Below are 18,308 nucleotides of genomic sequence, written 5' to 3'. Positions count from 1 at the left end.
GGGAGATATGATGAAGCAGGCATTACGAGTAGCATTTGGTTTTCTGATGCTGTGGGCAGCGGTGCTGCACGCAGAAGTACGTATCGAGATCACCCAGGGGGTGGACTCGGCACGCCCGATTGGTGTTGTCCCCTTCCAGTGGGCAGGGCCGGGTGCTGCACCTGAAGATATCGGTGGTATCGTAGGCGCTGACCTGCGTAACAGCGGTAAATTTAATCCGTTAGACCGTTCTCGCCTGCCGCAGCAGCCGGGTACCGCACAGGAAGTTCAACCTGCCGCATGGTCTGCGCTGGGTATTGATGCCGTGGTAGTAGGTCAGGTTACGCCTAATCCGGATGGTTCCTACAGCGTTGCATATCAACTGGTAGATACCGGTGGCGCACCGGGTACCGTACTGGCACAGAACACCTATAAAGTGAACAAGCAGTGGTTGCGTTATGCGGGTCATACTGCAAGTGACGAAGTGTTTGAAAAACTGACCGGTATTAAAGGTGCATTCCGTACCCGTATCGCTTATGTTGTTCAGACGAACGGCGGCCAGTTCCCGTACGAATTACGTGTATCCGACTACGATGGCTACAACCAGTTCGTGGTACACCGTTCTCCGCAGCCGCTGATGTCTCCGGCATGGTCTCCGGACGGTTCAAAGCTGGCATACGTCACTTTCGAAAGCGGCCGTTCTGCGCTGGTTATTCAGACGTTGTCTAATGGCGCGGTTCGTCAGGTAGCGTCGTTCCCACGTCACAACGGTGCACCTGCGTTTTCTCCGGATGGCAGCAAACTGGCGTTTGCCCTGTCTAAAACCGGTAGCCTGAACCTGTATGTCATGGACATTGGTTCCGGTCAGATCCGTCAGGTGACGGATGGTCGCAGCAACAACACGGAACCTACCTGGTTCCCGGACAGCCAAAACCTGGCCTTTACCTCTGACCAGGCCGGTCGTCCGCAGGTATATAAAGTTAACGTCAACGGCGGTGCTCCGCAGCGTATTACCTGGGAAGGTTCGCAAAACCAGGATGCGGATGTGAGCAGCGACGGTAAGTTTATGGTAATGGTAAGCTCAGCCAATGGTCAGCAGCACATTGCCAAACAAGATCTGGTAGCGGGTGGCGTACAAGTCCTGTCGTCAACGTTCCTGGATGAAACGCCAAGTCTGGCACCTAACGGCACTATGGTAATCTACAGCTCTTCTCAGGGGATGGGATCCGTGCTGAATTTGGTTTCTACAGATGGGCGTTTCAAAGCGCGTCTTCCGGCAACTGATGGTCAGGTTAAATTCCCTGCCTGGTCGCCGTATCTGTGATAATAAATAATTGATTAATAAAGGAATCATTGAAATGCAACTGAACAAAGTGCTGAAAGGGCTGATGATTGCTCTGCCTGTTATGGCTATTGCAGCGTGTTCTTCTAACAAGAACGCCAGCAATGACGGCAGCGAAGGCATGCTGGGTGCCGGCACTGGTATGGATGCAAACGGCAGCGGCAACATGTCTTCTGAAGAGCAAGCGCGTCTTCAGATGCAACAGCTGCAGCAGAACAACATCGTTTACTTCGATCTGGACAAGTACGATATCCGTTCTGACTTCGCTGCAATGCTGGATGCTCACGCTAACTTCCTGCGTAGCAACCCGTCTTACAAAGTCACCGTAGAAGGTCATGCGGACGAACGTGGTACTCCTGAGTACAACATCTCCCTGGGTGAGCGTCGTGCGAACGCCGTTAAGATGTACCTGCAGGGTAAAGGCGTTTCTGCTGACCAGATCTCCATCGTTTCTTACGGTAAAGAAAAACCTGCAGTACTGGGTCATGACGAAGCGGCTTACGCCAAAAACCGTCGCGCCGTACTGGTTTACTAAGAGAATTGCATGAGCAGTAACTTCAGACATCACCTGTTGAGTCTGTCGTTACTGGTTGGCATAGCGGCCCCTTGGGCCGCTTTTGCACAGGCGCCAATCAGTAGTGTCGGCTCAGGCTCGGTCGAAGACCGTGTCACTCAACTCGAGCGTATTTCTAACGCTCACAGTCAGCTTTTAACCCAACTCCAGCAACAACTCTCCGATAATCAGTCCGATATCGATTCCCTGCGTGGTCAAATTCAGGAAAATCAATATCAACTGAATCAGGTTGTTGAGCGACAGAAGCAGATATTGCTGCAGATGAATAATCTTGGCAGCGGTAGTGCGCCTGCGGCACAGTCTACAGGTGGCGATCAGAGTGGGGCGGCAACCCCTGCACCTGATGCGGGAGCTGCAGCAACGTCAGGGGCTCCCGTGCAAACTGGCGATGCGAATACCGATTACAATGCAGCGATTGCTCTGGTGCAGGATAAATCCCGCCAGGATGACGCAATTGAAGCATTTCAGAACTTCATCAAAAAGTACCCGGACTCTACTTACCTGCCCAATGCGAATTACTGGCTGGGTCAGTTGAATTACAACAAGGGTAAAAAAGATGATGCTGCGTTCTATTTTGCTTCGGTAGTTAAAAACTTCCCAAAATCACCTAAGGCTGCAGACGCGATGTATAAAGTCGGCGTCATCATGCAGGACAAAGGTGACACAGCAAAAGCTAAAGCGGTTTATCAGCAGGTTATCACTAAATATCCTGGCACTGATGGCGCGAAACAAGCGCAAAAACGCCTTGGCGCGATGTAATGACCACCATGCGACCAGAAATCGTGTTATTTCTGGTCGTGTCGTGTGATTCCTAAGCAGTTGAGTTATTTACATCGAAATTTTTGTTGCGCTAAAATCTGAAATCAGTAATATATGCCGCCGTTGCCAAGGGATATCAAACAGCCCGAAAGCGGCGAAAAAAGTGGGGCGTTAGCTCAGTTGGTAGAGCAGTTGACTTTTAATCAATTGGTCGCAGGTTCGAATCCTGCACGCCCCACCACTTAATGCAGTATCCAGCGTAGTATCGGGTGATTAGCTCAGCTGGGAGAGCACCTCCCTTACAAGGAGGGGGTCGGCGGTTCGATCCCGTCATCACCCACCACTCGGGGCGTTAGCTCAGTTGGTAGAGCAGTTGACTTTTAATCAATTGGTCGCAGGTTCGAATCCTGCACGCCCCACCAACTTTAACATTGTACTCAGGTGTTAAACGTGAAGGATAACGTTGCTTTAGCAACGGCCCGTTAGGGCGAGACGAAGTCGAGTCATCCTGCACGCCCCACCAATTCTTATATTGGTGTCGAGTAAAAAATTTTTCAGGTGACATCCGAGCGGGTCGTTAGCTCAGTTGGTAGAGCAGTTGACTTTTAATCAATTGGTCGCAGGTTCGAATCCTGCACGACCCACCATCCTGAATAATTGAAGCAGTAAACCCCATACGGGGGCGTTAGCTCAGTTGGTAGAGCAGTTGACTTTTAATCAATTGGTCGCAGGTTCGAATCCTGCACGCCCCACCAGTGTAAAAAGGCGCCCTAAAGGCGCCTTTTTGCTATCTGCGATTTATAAGATTCGAACCTGCAGCAGGTTCGGGTCGAACGCAGTGAGACAACGGAGCCGTTCACGGCGACGGCCCGAAGGGCAAGCGAAGCGAGTCATCCTGCACGCCCCACCAGTGTAAAAAGGCGCCCTAAAGGTGCCTTTTTACTATCTGCGATTTATAAGATTGCCTGATGTCCTTTGCTTTTCAGCCTACAGACGACACTACTCCTGTAGGCCGGATAAGACGTCAGACGCCATCCGGCATTCATCACACGCAATTATTGTGACTTTTCTGCGCCAATCCGCTATCTTGTTTAGCATACAAAACAAATCAAACCGAATATGGCGTGCGTCACGCTTTTAATCGGTTATTTCGTTAAGCCAGTGAAACGAGAAAGCAAGATGAGCGTGATGTTTGATCCAGAAGCAGCAATTTATCCGTTTCCACCGAAGCCAGTACCGCTAAGTGTGGATGAAAAGCAATTTTATCGTGAAAAAATCAAGCGCCTGCTGAAAGAGCGTGATGTCGTTATGGTCGCGCATTATTACACCGATCCTGAAATTCAGCAGTTAGCGGAAGAGACCGGGGGCTGTATTTCTGATTCTCTGGAGATGGCGCGGTTCGGTGCAAAGCATACTGCCTCTACGCTGCTGGTTGCGGGCGTGAGGTTTATGGGAGAAACTGCCAAAATTCTCAGCCCGGAAAAGACCATCCTGATGCCGACCTTACAGGCGGAATGTTCATTAGATCTGGGCTGTCCGATTGACGCGTTCAGCGCATTTTGCGACGAGCATCCGGATCGTACCGTGGTGGTTTACGCCAATACCTCTGCTGCCGTTAAAGCACGTGCGGACTGGGTCGTGACTTCTAGTATCGCGGTTGAACTTATTGAACATCTTGATAGTTTAGGTGAAAAAATCATCTGGGCTCCGGACAGACATTTGGGCAACTACGTGCAAAAACAGACCGGCGCAGACGTGCTCTGTTGGCAGGGGGCCTGTATCGTCCACGACGAGTTTAAAACCCAGGCTTTAACACGCATGAAAGGGCTTTACCCTGATGCCGCGGTGCTGGTGCACCCGGAGTCCCCTCAGTCTATCGTTGATATGGCAGATGCGGTTGGCTCAACCAGCCAGCTCATCAACGCGGCTAAATCGTTACCGCATAAGCAGTTGATTGTGGCGACTGACCGGGGCATTTTTTACAAAATGCAGCAGGCCGTTCCGGATAAAGAGCTGCTTGAAGCTCCGACGGCTGGCGAGGGGGCAACCTGTCGCAGCTGTGCGCATTGTCCGTGGATGGCGATGAATGGCCTGAAAGCGATTGCTGAGGGCCTGGAACATGGCGGCGCGGCTCATGAGATACATGTTGAGGACTCGCTGAGAGAAGGGGCGCTGTTGCCGTTAAACCGTATGTTGGAATTTGCGGCTACACTTCGAGCGTAATTATTTATTTTTGCTCTGGGGGAAAAGATGGACTTTTTTAGCACGCAGAACATTCTGGTACATATTCCGATTGGCGCGGGTGGTTACGATTTGTCGTGGATCGAAGCCGTGGGGACGATCGCCGGGTTGCTGTGTATTGGACTGGCGAGCCTTGAGAAAATCAGCAATTACTTCTTCGGTCTGATAAACGTCACGCTGTTTGCAATTATCTTCTTTCAGATCCAGCTCTATGCCAGCTTGTTGCTGCAAGTTTTCTTCTTTGCCGCAAATATCTACGGCTGGTATGCCTGGTCCCGGCAAACCAACCAGCATGAAGCGGAACTGAAAATTCGCTGGCTACCGCTTCCAAAAGCGATCGGCTGGCTGGCGGCTTGCGTGGTGGCGATCGGCCTGATGTCGATCTATATCGATCCGGTCTTTGCGTTCCTGACAGGCATTGCAGTGAATATTATGCAGGCATTGGGATTACAGGTTGTTGTGCCTGAACTACAACCCGATGCATTCCCGTTCTGGGACTCCTGCATGATGGTGCTGTCGATTGCAGCGATGATACTGATGACGCGCAAATACGTTGAAAACTGGCTGCTGTGGGTGATCATTAACGTCATTAGCGTTGTGATCTTTGCCCTGCAAGGCGTATATGCCATGTCGCTGGAATATATGATCCTGACGGTTATCGCCCTGAACGGTAGCAGGATGTGGATTAACAGTGCACGTGAGCGGGGTTCCCACGCGCTTTCTCATTAATGGTGATGATGTGAATGGCCGGACACGCCCTGATACAGGTGGCAGTCCGGCCCATTGCACGGCTGATACTCCATCTGGATTGTGGCGTGTTCAATCTGGTAGTGATGGATAAGGAAATGCTGAATACGCTCCAGCAACGCATCGTGATCGTGTGGCGGGATCACCTGAACATGCAGCGTCATTACCGGTTTTTCGCCCACCATCCAGACATGGACATGGTGAACGTTGCGGACTTCAGGAATATCCCGGCTGAGATGGCGCTGCAGTGCGGCGATATCCAGCGTCAGCGGGGCACCTTCCAGTAATTCATTAACGCTATCTTTTAGCAATCGCCAGGCGCTACGCAGCACCAGCACGGAAACCAGAATCGAGAGAATTGGGTCCGCGGGAGTCCAGCCCGTCCAGATAATAATCAGCGCAGCGATGATTGCCCCGACAGAGCCGAGTAAATCGCCCATCACATGCAGCGCCGCGGCGCGGACGTTCAGATTTTTCTCTTCACTGCCGCGATGTAAAACCCAAAAAGCGAGCACGTTGGCCAGTAGACCCGCGACAGCAATAACCATCATCATGCCGCCAGCCACGGGGCGAGGTGTCTGGAAGCGCTCAATCGCCTCCCAGACGATTAAAATGGTGATAACGACCAATGCGATGGCATTAACAAATGCGGCCAGCGTCGTGAGCCTCAGCCAGCCGAAGGTGTGTCGTATTGTGGGCGGGCGACGGGAAAACCGGACGGCCAGCAGCGCGAAAAGCAGCGCCGCAGCATCCGTGAGCATATGCCCGGCGTCGGCCAGCAAGGCCAGTGAACCAGAAAGTATTCCACCCACCACTTCAACCAACATAAATCCGGCTGTAATGCAGAATGCGAACATCAGTCGGCGGGCATTATTGTCCTTGGGTTGCTCAGAGGAAGTATGAGTATGTGCGTGCGCCATTATGCCATCCCTTTGTTATTCTCATCTTTACTGTATGCCATCATACCGTTTTTGGGATGATAAAATTAAAAAGGAGAGCTATTGCTCTCCCGTTATTAGCTTTAATTTCAGCGTTACTGCGTGGTGCCATCAGTTTTTGTGTCAACATCATTGTTGATGCCGTTTCCGGTCTCAACCTTCTTATTCACATCAGGGCAGCGACCGTCCTTACACATCGTGTTTTTGTGCATCTCATCTTTGGTCATCCCTTCATGGTTCATTGATGAACCGTCCGGGTGCAGCATTGTGCCACCTGAATTCACGTTACTGTTGTCGACATTATTTGGCGCCACGTTTTCGCGGGCGTCTGGGGCGACTTGTCCTGCATCAGCCGAGGAATTTGCCTGACCGTTATTGGACTGCGCGTTGCTTTCGGCAGCCAGTGCCGCGCCGCTGGCGAGGCTGAGTGTAGCGGTAAGGAAGAGTGAAGCCAGCTTTGTCATATGCATAATATGCTCCTGTTAAGGTCGATATGTCGGATAACGTCTTCCAACAGTGCATGTGCCAGTTACATCATTAATATGTGGTTAATCGTTTTGCTATGGAAATTAAAACCAGCATAGAATCTTGAAATCTATGAAAATTAAAGTTGTTACAGTTAGAAATTGTAGTTTGGATCTCGTTTTTCGCTACTTTATTGCGTTTTTTTGGCCAATTCCAGGATTAATCCGTCCAAAGTGTAAAACCCCGTTTACACTTTATGACTGAAGATATAGATTGGAGGGATTGCATTCATTTATATAAGTATGGCAACGCTGGAATAATCATGAATTATCAGAACGACGATTTACGCATTAAAGAGATCAACGAGTTATTACCACCAGTCGCACTGCTGGAAAAATTCCCCGCTACTGAAAATGCCGCCAATACGGTGGCTCATGCCCGTAAGGCGATTCATAAAATTCTGAAAGGGAGCGACGATCGCCTTCTGGTGGTGATTGGGCCGTGCTCTATTCATGATCCGGCAGCTGCCAAAGAGTATGCCACTCGTCTGCTGGCGCTGCGCGAAGCGTTAAAAGGTGAGCTTGAAATCGTCATGCGCGTCTATTTTGAAAAACCGCGTACCACCGTTGGCTGGAAAGGGCTTATCAACGACCCGCACATGGACAACAGCTTCCAGATCAATGATGGGCTGCGCATTGCGCGTAAACTGCTGCTGGATATCAACGACAGCGGATTGCCGACTGCGGGTGAATTCCTCGATATGATCACCCCACAATATCTCGCCGATCTGATGAGCTGGGGCGCAATTGGGGCACGTACAACAGAATCTCAGGTGCACCGCGAGCTGGCATCGGGTCTGTCCTGCCCGGTTGGTTTTAAAAACGGAACTGATGGCACCATCAAAGTGGCGATTGATGCAATCAACGCTGCAGGGGCACCGCACTGCTTCCTGTCTGTCACCAAATGGGGTCATTCAGCGATCGTGAATACCAGTGGTAATGGCGATTGCCATATCATTCTGCGCGGTGGCAAAGAGCCGAACTACAGCGCTCAGCACGTTGCGGACGTGAAAGAAGGCCTGGTCAAAGCAGGACTCTCTGCGCAAGTGATGATCGACTTCAGCCATGCCAACTCCAGCAAGCAGTTCAAAAAGCAGATGGATGTTGCGAAAGATGTTTGCGGACAAGTCGCCGGTGGCGAAAAAGCAATTATTGGCGTGATGATCGAAAGCCATTTGGTGGAAGGTAATCAGAATCCGGATAGCGGTGAGCCGCTAACCTACGGTAAGAGCATCACCGACGCCTGCATTGGTTGGGAAGATACCGATGCGGTGTTGCGTCAACTGGCGGATGCGGTAAAAGCGCGTCGCGGTTAACCAAGTCCCATAGGCCTGAGAAGCGTAGCGCCATCAGGCATTCCGTTGCAGACTGCCGGATGGGGCGATGCCTTATCCGGCCTACATTTTCTGGTAGGGCCGAAATAAAAAAGCGTGGAGAAATCCACGCTTTTTCTTTAACTTACCGCGAAAATTACTTCGCTTTACCCTGGTTCGCAACGGCCGCCGCTTTTGCTGCGATCTCGTCAGCGTTACCAAGATAGTAGTGTTTGATCGGCTTGAAGTTTTCGTCGAACTCATACACCAGCGGTACGCCGGTCGGGATGTTCAGTTCAAGGATCTCATCTTCGCCCATGTTATCAAGGTATTTAACCAGTGCACGCAGAGAGTTACCGTGAGCGGCGATAATTACGCGCTCACCGCTTTTCATGCGCGGCAGAATGGTTTCATTCCAGTAAGGGATAACGCGATCGATGGTCAGCGCCAGGCTTTCGGTAACCGGTAACTCTTTGTCGGTCAACTTCGCATAACGCGGATCGTGACCCGGGTAACGCTCGTCGTCTTTGGTCAGTTCCGGCGGGGTAACCGCAAAGCCGCGACGCCACTGCTTAACCTGCTCATCACCGTATTTTTCCGCGGTTTCTGCTTTGTTCAAACCCTGCAGCGCACCGTAATGGCGTTCGTTCAGTTTCCAGGATTTCTCAACCGGCAGCCAGGCCTGATCCAGTTCGTCCAGTACGTTCCACAGGGTGTGGATGGCACGTTTCAGCACGGAGGTATAAGCAAAATCAAAGCTGTAGCCTTCCTCTTTCAGCAGTTTTCCTGCCGCTTTTGCTTCGCCCACGCCTTTCTCGGACAGATCAACATCATACCAACCGGTAAAACGGTTTTCGTTGTTCCACTGACTTTCACCGTGACGTACCAGAACCAGCTTAGTTACAGCCATACATTCACTCCTATAAATCATATCGAATGATAATAATTCTCATTATATTGCCGTAATGTGTAAGCGGCAATGCTTACGCATAACCATAGCGAAAATAGCGCTACAGTGTAAGGTTCTTGTGAACTCAAGGTTGCGATTTTGTCTTTGAGTGGTGGGGATTTGAGCGGTTCTACTGTGATTAACAAGCACCAGGCCCGAAAAGATACGTCATCGGGCCTGGGAGGGGAAACGATCAGGCTGGAATAAACTGATATTCCGTCACGCTGGCATACTCTTCACCCGGACGCAGGAAGCAATCCGCCTGTGGCCACTCGGGGTGGTTCGGGCTGTCCGGCAGAAATTCACTTTCCAGCGCCAGGCCTTGCCAGTCTTCGTAGGCCTCTGGCCCGCGGGAAGGCGTACCACCGAGGAAATTACCGGAGTAAAACTGCAATGCCGGGGCCGAGGTGTAGACCACCATCTGCAGTTTTTCATCCTGTGACCACAACTGAGCGACCGGCGTACGCGCGTTGCCCTGTGCCTGAAGCAGGAAGGCGTGATCGTAACCTTTCACCTTGCGCTGATCGTCATCGGCCAGAAATTCACTACTGATGATTTTAGGGGTGCGGAAATCGAACGTGCTACCGGCGACGGATTTCAGTCCATCATGCGGGATACCCATTTCGTCAACCGGTAAGTACTCGTCCGCCAGAATTTGCAGCTTATGCTGGCGCACATCCGTTTTATCGCCGTCGAGGTTAAAATAGACGTGATTCGTCAGATTCACCGGGCAGGGTTTATCGACCGTGGCACGATAAGTTATCGAAATACGATTATCATCAGTCAGGCGATACTGCGCGGTGGCGCAAAGATGGCCTGGGAAGCCCTGATCGCCATCGTCAGACGTTAAGGCGAACAGCACCTGACGGTCATTCTGATTGACTATCTGCCAGCGACGTTTGTCGAAACCGTCTGGTCCGCCGTGCAGTTGGTTATTGCCCTGACTTGGCAGTAATTCAACGGTTTCGCCAGCAAAGGTATAGCGGCTGTTGGCGATACGGTTCGCGTAGCGGCCAATCGAAGCCCCCAGAAATGCAGCCTGTTCCGGGTATTGTTCCGGACTGGCGCAGCCGAGTAATGCTTCGCGCACGCTACCATCGCTAAGCGGAATACGCGCAGAGAGCAGGGTCGCGCCCCAGTCCATGAGCGTGACTACCATCCCTGCGTCATTGCGCAGGGTGAGCAGGCGAAACGGTTGACCGTCCGGAGCCTGCACGGGGATTTCGTTTAACATTGTCCGGCTCCTTGTGAAGGTTTGCAGACGTAGAATGTTTCTTTAATACCGGTTTTTGCCTCGTACTGTGCGGCGACAGCCTGCTGAACGGCAGGAACCAAATCTTGCGGGATCAGCGCCACGATGCAGCCGCCGAAGCCGCCGCCGGTCATCCGCACACCGCCTTTATCACCGATGGTCGCTTTGACAATCTCTACCAGCGTATCAATTTGCGGCACCGTGATTTCAAAGTCATCGCGCATTGAGGCGTGAGATTCCGCCATCAGCTGGCCCATGCGCAGCAGGTCGCCTTTTTCCAGTGCCTGTGCGGCTTCAACGGTACGCGCATTTTCCGTGATGACGTGGCGCACGCGTTTGGCAACAATCGGATCCAGCTCGTGGGCGACAGCGTTAAACGCTTCGAGGCTGACATCACGCAGCGCTGGCTGCTGGAAGAAACGCGCGCCAGTTTCACACTGTTCGCGACGGGTGTTGTATTCGCTGCCGACCAGCGTGCGTTTAAAGTTGCTGTTGATGATCACCACCGCTACGCCCTCAGGCATAGAAACGGCTTTGGTGCCCAGCGTACGGCAGTCGATCAGCAGCGCATGATCTTTCTTGCCAAGAGCGGAGATCAGCTGATCCATGATGCCGCAGTTACAACCGACAAACTGGTTTTCAGCTTCCTGGCCATTCAGGGCAATCTGCGCGCCGTCGAGCGGCAGATGATAGAGCTGCTGGAGTACCGTACCAACAGCGACTTCCAGTGAGGCAGAAGAGCTTAAGCCCGCACCCTGCGGGACGTTACCGCTGATCACCAGATCCGCGCCGCCAAAGGCGTTATTGCGCTTTTGCAGATGCTTTACCACGCCACGCACGTAGTTTGACCACTGCTGGCTGTCGTGGGCGATAATCGGCGCATCGAGAGAGAACTCATCAACCTGATTGTCGTAATCAGCGGCGATGACGCGTACTTTTCGATCGTCGCGCGCCGCGCAGCTGATGACGGTTTGATAGTCGATGGCGCAGGGCAGAACGAAGCCGTCGTTATAATCGGTATGTTCGCCGATCAGGTTTACACGACCCGGTGCCTGAATAGTATGGGTGGCAGGGTAGCCAAACGTTTCTGTAAACAGAGATTGTGTTTTTTCTTTCAGACTCATTATTTACACTCCGGATTCGCGAAAATGGATGTCGCTGACCGCACGCAGTCGCTCAGCCGCTTGTTCTGCAGTCAGATCTCGCTGGGTTTCTGCCAGCATTTCATAACCGACCATAAATTTACGCACGGTCGCGGAACGCAGCAGCGGCGGGTAAAAGTGCGCGTGCAACTGCCAGTGTTCGTTTTCTTCACCGTTAAACGGCGCGCCGTGCCAGCCCATGGAGTAGGGGAATGAGCACTGGAACAGGTTGTCGTAACGACTGGTCAGTTTTTTCAACGCCAGCGCCAGGTCAGCACGCTGCTCGTTGGTCAAATCGGTAATACGCAGCACATGCGCTTTCGGCAGCAGCAGCGTTTCGAACGGCCACGCGGCCCAGTAAGGGACAACCGCCAGCCAGTGCTCAGTTTCAACGACCGTACGGCTGCCGTCTGCCAGTTCACGTTGGACGTAATCAACGAGCATCGGCGCGCCCTGTTCGGCGAAGTATGCTTTCTGTAGGCGATTTTCACGTTCAGCTTCGTTGGGCAAAAAGCTGTTGGCCCAAATTTGACCGTGCGGGTGCGGGTTCGAGCACCCCATCGCCGCGCCTTTATTCTCAAATACCTGCACCCAGGGATAGGTTTTCCCTAAGTCTTCGGTCTGCTCCTGCCACGTTTTTACGATTTCTGTCAGCGCAGGGACGCTGAGTTCTGGCAGCGTTTTGCTGTGATCGGGCGAGAAGCAAATTACGCGGCTGGTACCGCGCGCGCTCTGGCAACGCATCAACGGATCGTGACTGTCCGGCGCGTCCGGGGTATCGGACATCAGCGCCGCAAAATCATTGGTAAAAACATAGGTCCCGGTGTAATCCGGATTTACATCACCGGTAACGCGCGTATTGCCAGCACACAGGAAACAGTCCGGGTCATGTGCAGGCAGTACCTGCTTAGACGGGGTTTCCTGTGCGCCTTGCCACGGGCGTTTGGCGCGATGCGGTGATACGAGGATCCACTGCCCGGTGAGCGGGTTAAAACGGCGATGTGGATGATCGACAGGATTGAATTGCGTCATGATTGGTCCTTAATCCGAATATCCTTGCGGGTGGCGTGACTGCCAGTGCCAGGTGTCTTGTGCCATTTCATCCAGTGTGCGGGTCACGCGCCAGTTAAGCTCGCGATCGGCTTTGCTGGCATCTGCCCAGTAAGCCGGAAGATCGCCATCACGGCGCGGGGCGAAATGGTAATTAATGGGTTTACCGCAGGCTTTGCTGAAGGCGTTGACCACGTCCAGTACGCTGCTGCCGATGCCTGCTCCGAGGTTGTAAATATGCACACCCTGTTTGCCCGCCAGTTTTTCCATCGCGACGACGTGGCCGTCGGCGAGATCCATCACGTGGATGTAGTCGCGAACGCCGGTGCCATCTTCAGTTGGGTAGTCGTTGCCAAATATGGCAAGGGACTCGCGGCGGCCCACGGCAACTTGTGCGATGTAAGGCATCAGGTTGTTGGGAATACCTTGCGGATCTTCCCCCATATCGCCCGACGGATGAGCACCAACAGGGTTAAAGTAGCGCAGTAAGGCGATACTCCAGTCGGGGTGTGCTTTTTGCAGGTCGGTCAGGATTTGTTCTACCATCAGCTTGCTTTTGCCGTACGGACTTTGCGGCGTGCCGGTGGGGAAGCTTTCAACGTAAGGAATTTGCGGCTGATCGCCATAGACGGTCGCGGAGGAACTAAAAATGAAGTTTTTCACGTTGGCGGCGCGCATTGCATTCACCAGACGCAGGGTGCCATTGACGTTGTTGTCATAGTACTCCAACGGCTTGGCAACCGATTCTCCAACGGCTTTCAAACCCGCAAAATGGATGACCGTGTCAATGGCATGATCGTGCAGAATCTCGGTTATCAGCGCTTCGTTACGGATATCCCCTTCCACGAAGGTCGGCTGCTTGCCACCTAAACGCTCAATGACGGGCAAAACGCTGCGTTTGCTGTTGCAGAGATTGTCCAGGATCACCACCTCGTGACCGTTTTTCAACAACTGCACGCAAGTGTGGCTTCCAATGTAACCGCTACCACCTGTAACCAATACTCTCATAATTCGCTCCGTTAAGCCTATGGTATGCAATAACCATAGCATAACAAAGATGCGAAAAGTGTGACATGGAATAAATTAGTGGAATCGTTTACACTCCATAATTTTCACGCATTTTTAATGGTTATTTTATTTTAAATCATTATGTTAGGTTGCTATTTCAGCGTTTGTCTGAAAAAAAGCAGAAAAAAAGGGCGTGATAAACGCCCTGCAATGAAAACTAACGCAGAGACGTTAGTCGATAGGCGTAGATGTCGTTCTCGGGCACAAACTCCAGTCGATGGGTAATGCAGGCTGGGGCATCTTCGGCGTGGTGAGAGACGAACAGCAGTTGAGTTTCACCTTCACCGATTAGCACATCCACAAAACGGCGAATCAGTTGGCGATTGAGCGGATCTAACCCTTGCAAAGGCTCGTCAAGGATCAACAACGTCGGGTGTTTAACCAGCGCGCGAACAATCAGTGCCAGCCGCTGCTGTCCCCAGGAAAGACTATGAAATGGCGCATCCGCGGTACGTTTATCGAAGCCAAGGATATCCAGCCACTGTTGCACCAGCTTGTGCTGCCTGTCGGAAACGGCCTGATAGATGCCGATTGAATCAAAATAACCAGAGAGAATAACGTTGCGAACTGTGGTACTCACCCGGTAATCCAGATGCAGACTGCTGCTGACGTAGCCGATGTGTTTTTTGATATCCCAGATAGTTTCACCGCTGCCACGGCGACGGCCAAACAGGGTCAGGTCGTTGCTGTAGCCCTGGGGGTGATCGCCGGTGATTAAACTGAGCAGAGTTGATTTTCCCGCTCCGTTGGGGCCGACGATTTGCCAGTGTTCCCCCGGATTTACCTGCCAGCTCAAATGGTGAAGGATAGGGCGATCGTTATACGAGACCGTGCCATCGTTAAGCACAATTCGCGGCTCGTTATCTGACAACGTACGGCGCACCGAAGGCTCGTCCGGTTCAGGTAACTGAATTCCTTCCAGCCGCTCGCTATGGGCAAGCTGAGCGATTAATGCTTGTTGCAGAAGGTCGGTTTTTGCGCCGGTTTCTGTCAGTGTGCAATCGGCAAGTACGCCAGCAAACTGCACGAATTCGGGAATCTCATCAAAGCGGTTAAGTACCAGCACCAGCGTAAAGCCGGCCTGATGCAACTCCGCGAGCAGTTCTGCTAACTGACGGCGTGACGCCACGTCCAGCCCGTCAAAGGGCTCATCAAGGATCAGTAAATCCGGCGCGGACATTAACGCCTGACAGAGCAGGGTTTTGCGTGTTTCACCGGTGGAAAGGTATTTGAAACGCCTGTTGAGAAGGGAAGAAATGCCAAACTGCTGCGCCAACGCAGCGCAGCGGGCGGGATCGTTGATCTCATCCTGGATGATTTCGGCGGTGGTGCGCCCGGTGTCGTCTTCACCGGGACTAAGAAGATCGGTGTTGTTTCGCTGCCACTCGTCGCTGACTAGCTTTTGTAGCTGCTCAAAGGAGAGTCGGGTAATACGCGTGAACTGACAGTGGCGCTCGCCTTTCAGAAGCGGCAGCTCACCCGCCAGTGCGCGGGCCAGCGCGGATTTCCCGCTCCCGTTAGCGCCAACAAACGCCCAGCTATCACCCGCGTTTAACGTCAACGCATCTAACTGGAGCGTTTTTGTGTCGCTAAGACGAAACGTGCCTTGCGAAATTTGCAACGATGACATTTTGTATCCCATTATTTGCAGCGATTAATAACAGGGATACGTGTTCTTCAGGCTGATGTCAATCTACTCAGCACAGCGTGGCGATAATCACTCTGTCTGCATTAAACCATGCGGTGACGTTAGCACCTTCTTGCAGCGTTGCGGCGTCTTGGGCCGGAACGGTGGCGCACAGCGTCTGGCCGTCTGGTAACGTCATCAGCACTTCACACTGTTCCGCACCGCGTTCAATATGGCTAATCGTGCCCTGCAACTGGTTATCGGCGGCCTGAGCGATGGCGTCGTCCTGAGTGATTCCTACCCACGGCGCTTTCAGCAGAATCAGTACTTCTTTGCCTTCCTCAAGACCCAGACGCTCGCCGCTTTGCGCAGTGATCGCCACTTTCAGGCGCGTTTCGCCATCGGCCAGCAGGACGTCGACATGCTGCTGGACCTGATCGTGGTCGCGGGCGGTGATTGTGCCAAACCATTGGTTACGGGCGCTGGTTTGCAGTGAAAATCGAGAGATAGCCGCCAGCAGGCTATTGAGCGGTAGCGCATCGTCATCGCTCAAAACATCAAAGGCTTTTTGTTGGATCTGCGCCAGCAAATCATACAACTGAATTAAGCGTTGGCCGTAGCGCGTTAATACCGCGCCGCCGCCGCCTTTGCCGCCGGTGGCGCGCTCAACCAGCGTCTGCTCGCTGAGTTGGTTCATTTCGTTAATCGCATCCCAGGCGCTTTTGTAGCTAATACCTGCATCCTTCGCGCCCTGACTGATGGAGCCGGAAAGCGCAATATGCTTAAGCAGAGAAATGCGACGGGGATCGGCAAACAGTTTTTGCTGAAGTTTCAGCGTAAGAAGGATTTCGGCCTGCATCACAAGCTCCTGGCAAAAGAGGGTATTGTGACGGAAAACCGGGCTTGAGCAAAGTCGACCGCACAAAAGGGGAGTGCTTTTCTGCGTTATGTGGTTAGAATACAGCTAAGGACTACATCTGGAGTTGACCATGTTAGAGTTATTGAAAAGTCTGGTATTCGCCGTAATCATGGTACCTGTGGTAATGGCCATCATTCTGGGTCTGATTTACGGACTGGGTGAAGTGTTCAACATTTTCTCCGGTATCGGTCAAAAAGACCAGTCCAGACAGAATCATTGATTCCCCAAACGCCCGCTCAGTCGGGCGTTTATATTTTTTACGCCTTCCAACCCGTTTTCTCTGTCCACCGTTTCTCAAGATCCTGCTTTCCCTGCCGATATTTTCTTCGTGTAACCTCAAATTGGTATCAATAACCACTGGGAAAATCCTGGTTTACTCGTTATATTTGCGACTACATAACGAAACGCAAAGGAGTTACAGATGGCACGTACATGGTTACGCTTGTTTGCCGGGGCAACACTTTCTCTTACTGTTGCCGGGCATGCGCTGGCGGATGAAGGAAAGATTACTGTTTTCGCAGCGGCTTCACTGACTAACGCGATGCAGGATATTGCGACGCAATACAAAAAAGAGAAGAACGTTGACGTTGTCTCTTCTTTTGCGTCTTCTTCCACGCTGGCGCGCCAGATTGAAGCAGGCGCTCCGGCCGATCTGTTTATCTCTGCCGATCAGAAATGGATGGATTACGCGGTAGACAAAAAGTCGATTGATACCGCAACGCGTGAAACGCTGTTGGGTAACAGCCTGGTGGTTGTCGCACCGAAAGACAGTGCGCAGAAAGACTTCACCATCGACAGCAAAACCAACTGGACCCGTTTGTTAAATGGTGGGCGTCTGGCCGTTGGCGATCCGGAACATGTTCCGGCGGGCATTTATGCTAAAGAAGCGCTGCAAAAATTGGGGGCATGGGATACCCTGGCCCCGAAACTGGCACCTGCCGAAGATGTGCGCGGTGCGCTGGCGCTGGTAGAGCGTAACGAAGCGCCGCTGGGGATCGTCTATGGTTCCGATGCTGTCGCCAGCAAGGGCGTAAAAGTTGTTGCGACTTTCCCGGAAGATTCACACAAAAAAGTGGAATACCCTATCGCAATTGTTGATGGGCACAAAAACGCAACGGTCAGCGCGTTCTATGATTACCTGAAAGGACCGCAGGCTGCTGAAATCTTTAAACGTTATGGATTTACGACCAAGTAATGATACTGACCGATCCTGAATGGCAGGCCGTTATACTGAGCCTGAAAGTTTCTTCCCTGGCTGTGTTGTTTAGTCTGCCGTTTGGGATCTTCTTTGCCTGGCTGCTTGTGCGATGCAAGTTCCCGGGCAAAGCGCTGCTCGACAGCGTTCTGCATTTGCCGCTGGTACTGCCGCCGGTCGTGGTGGGCTATCTGCTGTTGGTCGCCATGGGACGCCGCGGATTCATTGGCGAATGGCTGTATGACTGGTTTGGCATTACCTTTGCCTTTAGCTGGCGCGGTGCGGTACTGGCTGCGGCGGTGATGTCTTTCCCGCTTATGGTACGGGCTATTCGTCTGGCGCTGGAAGGTGTCGATGTCAAGCTGGAGCAGGCGGCCCGCACGCTGGGCGCTGGACGCTGGCGCGTATTTGTGACGATTACTTTACCGCTGATGCTACCTGGCATTATTGTCGGTACGGTGCTGGCGTTCGCGCGTTCCCTCGGGGAATTTGGCGCAACGATTACCTTTGTCTCCAATATTCCTGGCGAAACCCGCACTATCCCATCGGCGATGTATACCCTGATCCAGACCCCAGGCGGCGAAAGCGCGGCGGCAAGGTTATGTATCATTTCTATTGTGTTAGCGCTGATTTCACTGCTGATTTCTGAATGGCTGGCGCGTATTAGCCGTGAACGGACGGGGCGGTAA

General features: G+C 52.5%; 18 protein-coding genes, 5 tRNA genes and 1 other RNA gene. 15 read left to right on the top strand and 9 right to left on the bottom strand.

What is annotated here, in order from left to right; translation table 11 throughout:
- Positions 1 to 10 precede the first annotated feature (10 nt).
- From tolB to pnuC, 11 genes are all read left to right on the top strand, one after another.
- Positions 11 to 1,303: a Tol-Pal system beta propeller repeat protein TolB gene (tolB, locus tag HV345_RS16110; protein ID WP_003022981.1), complete on the top strand. Its 1,293-nt coding sequence runs from the start codon at positions 11 to 13 to the stop codon at positions 1,301 to 1,303.
- Positions 1,304 to 1,337: 34 nt separating this feature from the next.
- Positions 1,338 to 1,856, top strand: coding sequence for a peptidoglycan-associated lipoprotein Pal (gene pal / locus HV345_RS16105; RefSeq protein WP_003022983.1), 519 nt, complete (start codon positions 1,338 to 1,340; stop codon positions 1,854 to 1,856).
- Between the two features lie 9 nt (positions 1,857 to 1,865).
- Entirely contained in the window at positions 1,866 to 2,654 is a 789-nt protein-coding gene (gene cpoB / locus HV345_RS16100; RefSeq protein ID WP_016156016.1) for a cell division protein CpoB, read from the top strand.
- Between the two features lie 165 nt (positions 2,655 to 2,819).
- Positions 2,820 to 2,895 (top strand) — tRNA-Lys (locus tag HV345_RS16095).
- 26 nt (positions 2,896 to 2,921) lie between these two features.
- Positions 2,922 to 2,997 (top strand) — tRNA-Val (locus tag HV345_RS16090).
- Positions 2,998 to 3,000: 3 nt separating this feature from the next.
- Positions 3,001 to 3,076 (top strand) — tRNA-Lys (locus HV345_RS16085).
- A 149-nt stretch (positions 3,077 to 3,225) separates the two neighbouring features.
- Positions 3,226 to 3,301 (top strand) — tRNA-Lys (locus HV345_RS16080).
- A gap of 32 nt (positions 3,302 to 3,333) precedes the next feature.
- Positions 3,334 to 3,409: transfer RNA gene (locus HV345_RS16075), tRNA-Lys, on the top strand.
- Positions 3,410 to 3,438: 29 nt separating this feature from the next.
- A non-coding RNA gene (locus tag HV345_RS16070) (RtT sRNA) lies at positions 3,439 to 3,564 on the top strand.
- A gap of 269 nt (positions 3,565 to 3,833) precedes the next feature.
- The gene (gene nadA / locus HV345_RS16065; protein ID WP_181635806.1) at positions 3,834 to 4,877 is read left to right on the top strand and encodes a quinolinate synthase NadA; all 1,044 of its coding nucleotides are present in this window, start codon (positions 3,834 to 3,836) and stop codon (positions 4,875 to 4,877) included.
- Positions 4,878 to 4,904: 27 nt separating this feature from the next.
- On the top strand, positions 4,905 to 5,624 hold the full coding sequence (gene pnuC, locus HV345_RS16060; RefSeq protein ID WP_016152316.1) for a nicotinamide riboside transporter PnuC: 720 nt from the start codon (positions 4,905 to 4,907) through the stop codon (positions 5,622 to 5,624).
- Here pnuC and zitB read toward each other — a convergent pair.
- Together zitB and HV345_RS16050 are read right to left on the bottom strand one after the other, a co-directional pair.
- Positions 5,621 to 6,562, bottom strand: a complete 942-nt coding sequence (zitB, locus tag HV345_RS16055; protein ID WP_019076308.1) for a CDF family zinc transporter ZitB — start codon at positions 6,560 to 6,562, stop codon at positions 5,621 to 5,623. The genes pnuC and zitB overlap by 4 nt on opposite strands.
- Positions 6,563 to 6,675: 113 nt before the next feature.
- Positions 6,676 to 7,050, bottom strand: coding sequence for a YbgS-like family protein (locus HV345_RS16050; protein ID WP_016152318.1), 375 nt, complete (start codon positions 7,048 to 7,050; stop codon positions 6,676 to 6,678).
- A gap of 317 nt (positions 7,051 to 7,367) precedes the next feature.
- Between HV345_RS16050 and aroG the strand changes: the two genes are divergently transcribed.
- Positions 7,368 to 8,420 (top strand): 3-deoxy-7-phosphoheptulonate synthase AroG, encoded by a 1,053-nt coding sequence (gene aroG / locus HV345_RS16045; protein WP_016152319.1) that lies wholly within the window; start codon positions 7,368 to 7,370, stop codon positions 8,418 to 8,420.
- Between the two features lie 154 nt (positions 8,421 to 8,574).
- On the opposite strand, the gene gpmA is transcribed toward aroG, so the two are convergent.
- The 7 genes from gpmA to modE form a co-directional block, all read right to left on the bottom strand.
- On the bottom strand, positions 8,575 to 9,327 hold the full coding sequence (gpmA, locus tag HV345_RS16040; RefSeq protein WP_003022999.1) for a 2,3-diphosphoglycerate-dependent phosphoglycerate mutase: 753 nt from the start codon (positions 9,325 to 9,327) through the stop codon (positions 8,575 to 8,577).
- Positions 9,328 to 9,559: 232 nt separating this feature from the next.
- The gene (gene galM, locus HV345_RS16035; RefSeq protein WP_019076309.1) at positions 9,560 to 10,600 is read right to left on the bottom strand and encodes a galactose-1-epimerase; all 1,041 of its coding nucleotides are present in this window, start codon (positions 10,598 to 10,600) and stop codon (positions 9,560 to 9,562) included.
- Complete coding sequence (galK, locus tag HV345_RS16030; protein WP_181635805.1) at positions 10,594 to 11,742, bottom strand: galactokinase; 1,149 nt, start codon at positions 11,740 to 11,742, stop codon at positions 10,594 to 10,596. Before galK ends, galM begins: the two co-directional genes overlap by 7 nt.
- A gap of 3 nt (positions 11,743 to 11,745) precedes the next feature.
- Complete coding sequence (galT, locus tag HV345_RS16025) at positions 11,746 to 12,792, bottom strand: galactose-1-phosphate uridylyltransferase (protein ID WP_016156021.1); 1,047 nt, start codon at positions 12,790 to 12,792, stop codon at positions 11,746 to 11,748.
- Positions 12,793 to 12,801: 9 nt separating this feature from the next.
- Positions 12,802 to 13,818: a UDP-glucose 4-epimerase GalE gene (galE, locus tag HV345_RS16020; RefSeq protein WP_016152323.1), complete on the bottom strand. Its 1,017-nt coding sequence runs from the start codon at positions 13,816 to 13,818 to the stop codon at positions 12,802 to 12,804.
- A gap of 217 nt (positions 13,819 to 14,035) precedes the next feature.
- Positions 14,036 to 15,508 (bottom strand): molybdate ABC transporter ATP-binding protein ModF, encoded by a 1,473-nt coding sequence (modF, locus tag HV345_RS16015; protein ID WP_181626317.1) that lies wholly within the window; start codon positions 15,506 to 15,508, stop codon positions 14,036 to 14,038.
- 67 nt (positions 15,509 to 15,575) lie between these two features.
- Positions 15,576 to 16,364 carry a molybdenum-dependent transcriptional regulator gene (modE, locus tag HV345_RS16010; protein WP_016152325.1) on the bottom strand — a complete coding sequence of 263 codons (789 nt, stop codon included), beginning with the start codon at positions 16,362 to 16,364 and terminating at the stop codon, positions 15,576 to 15,578.
- Between the two features lie 130 nt (positions 16,365 to 16,494).
- Here modE and HV345_RS16005 point away from each other — a divergent pair, with 130 nt between their 5' ends.
- From HV345_RS16005 to modB, 3 genes are all read left to right on the top strand, one after another.
- Positions 16,495 to 16,644, top strand: a complete 150-nt coding sequence (locus HV345_RS16005; RefSeq protein ID WP_003023026.1) for an AcrZ family multidrug efflux pump-associated protein — start codon at positions 16,495 to 16,497, stop codon at positions 16,642 to 16,644.
- A gap of 201 nt (positions 16,645 to 16,845) precedes the next feature.
- Entirely contained in the window at positions 16,846 to 17,619 is a 774-nt protein-coding gene (gene modA / locus HV345_RS16000) for a molybdate ABC transporter substrate-binding protein (RefSeq protein ID WP_016152326.1), read from the top strand.
- Positions 17,619 to 18,308 (top strand): molybdate ABC transporter permease subunit, encoded by a 690-nt coding sequence (gene modB, locus HV345_RS15995; RefSeq protein WP_016152327.1) that lies wholly within the window; start codon positions 17,619 to 17,621, stop codon positions 18,306 to 18,308. Before modA ends, modB begins: the two co-directional genes overlap by 1 nt.

Origin of the sequence: Citrobacter sp. RHBSTW-00986 (genome assembly GCF_013783065.1) — a bacterium.
Taxonomy (GTDB): Bacteria; Pseudomonadota; Gammaproteobacteria; order Enterobacterales; family Enterobacteriaceae; genus Citrobacter; species Citrobacter braakii.
This window is presented reverse-complemented; position numbering and strand designations above follow the sequence as displayed.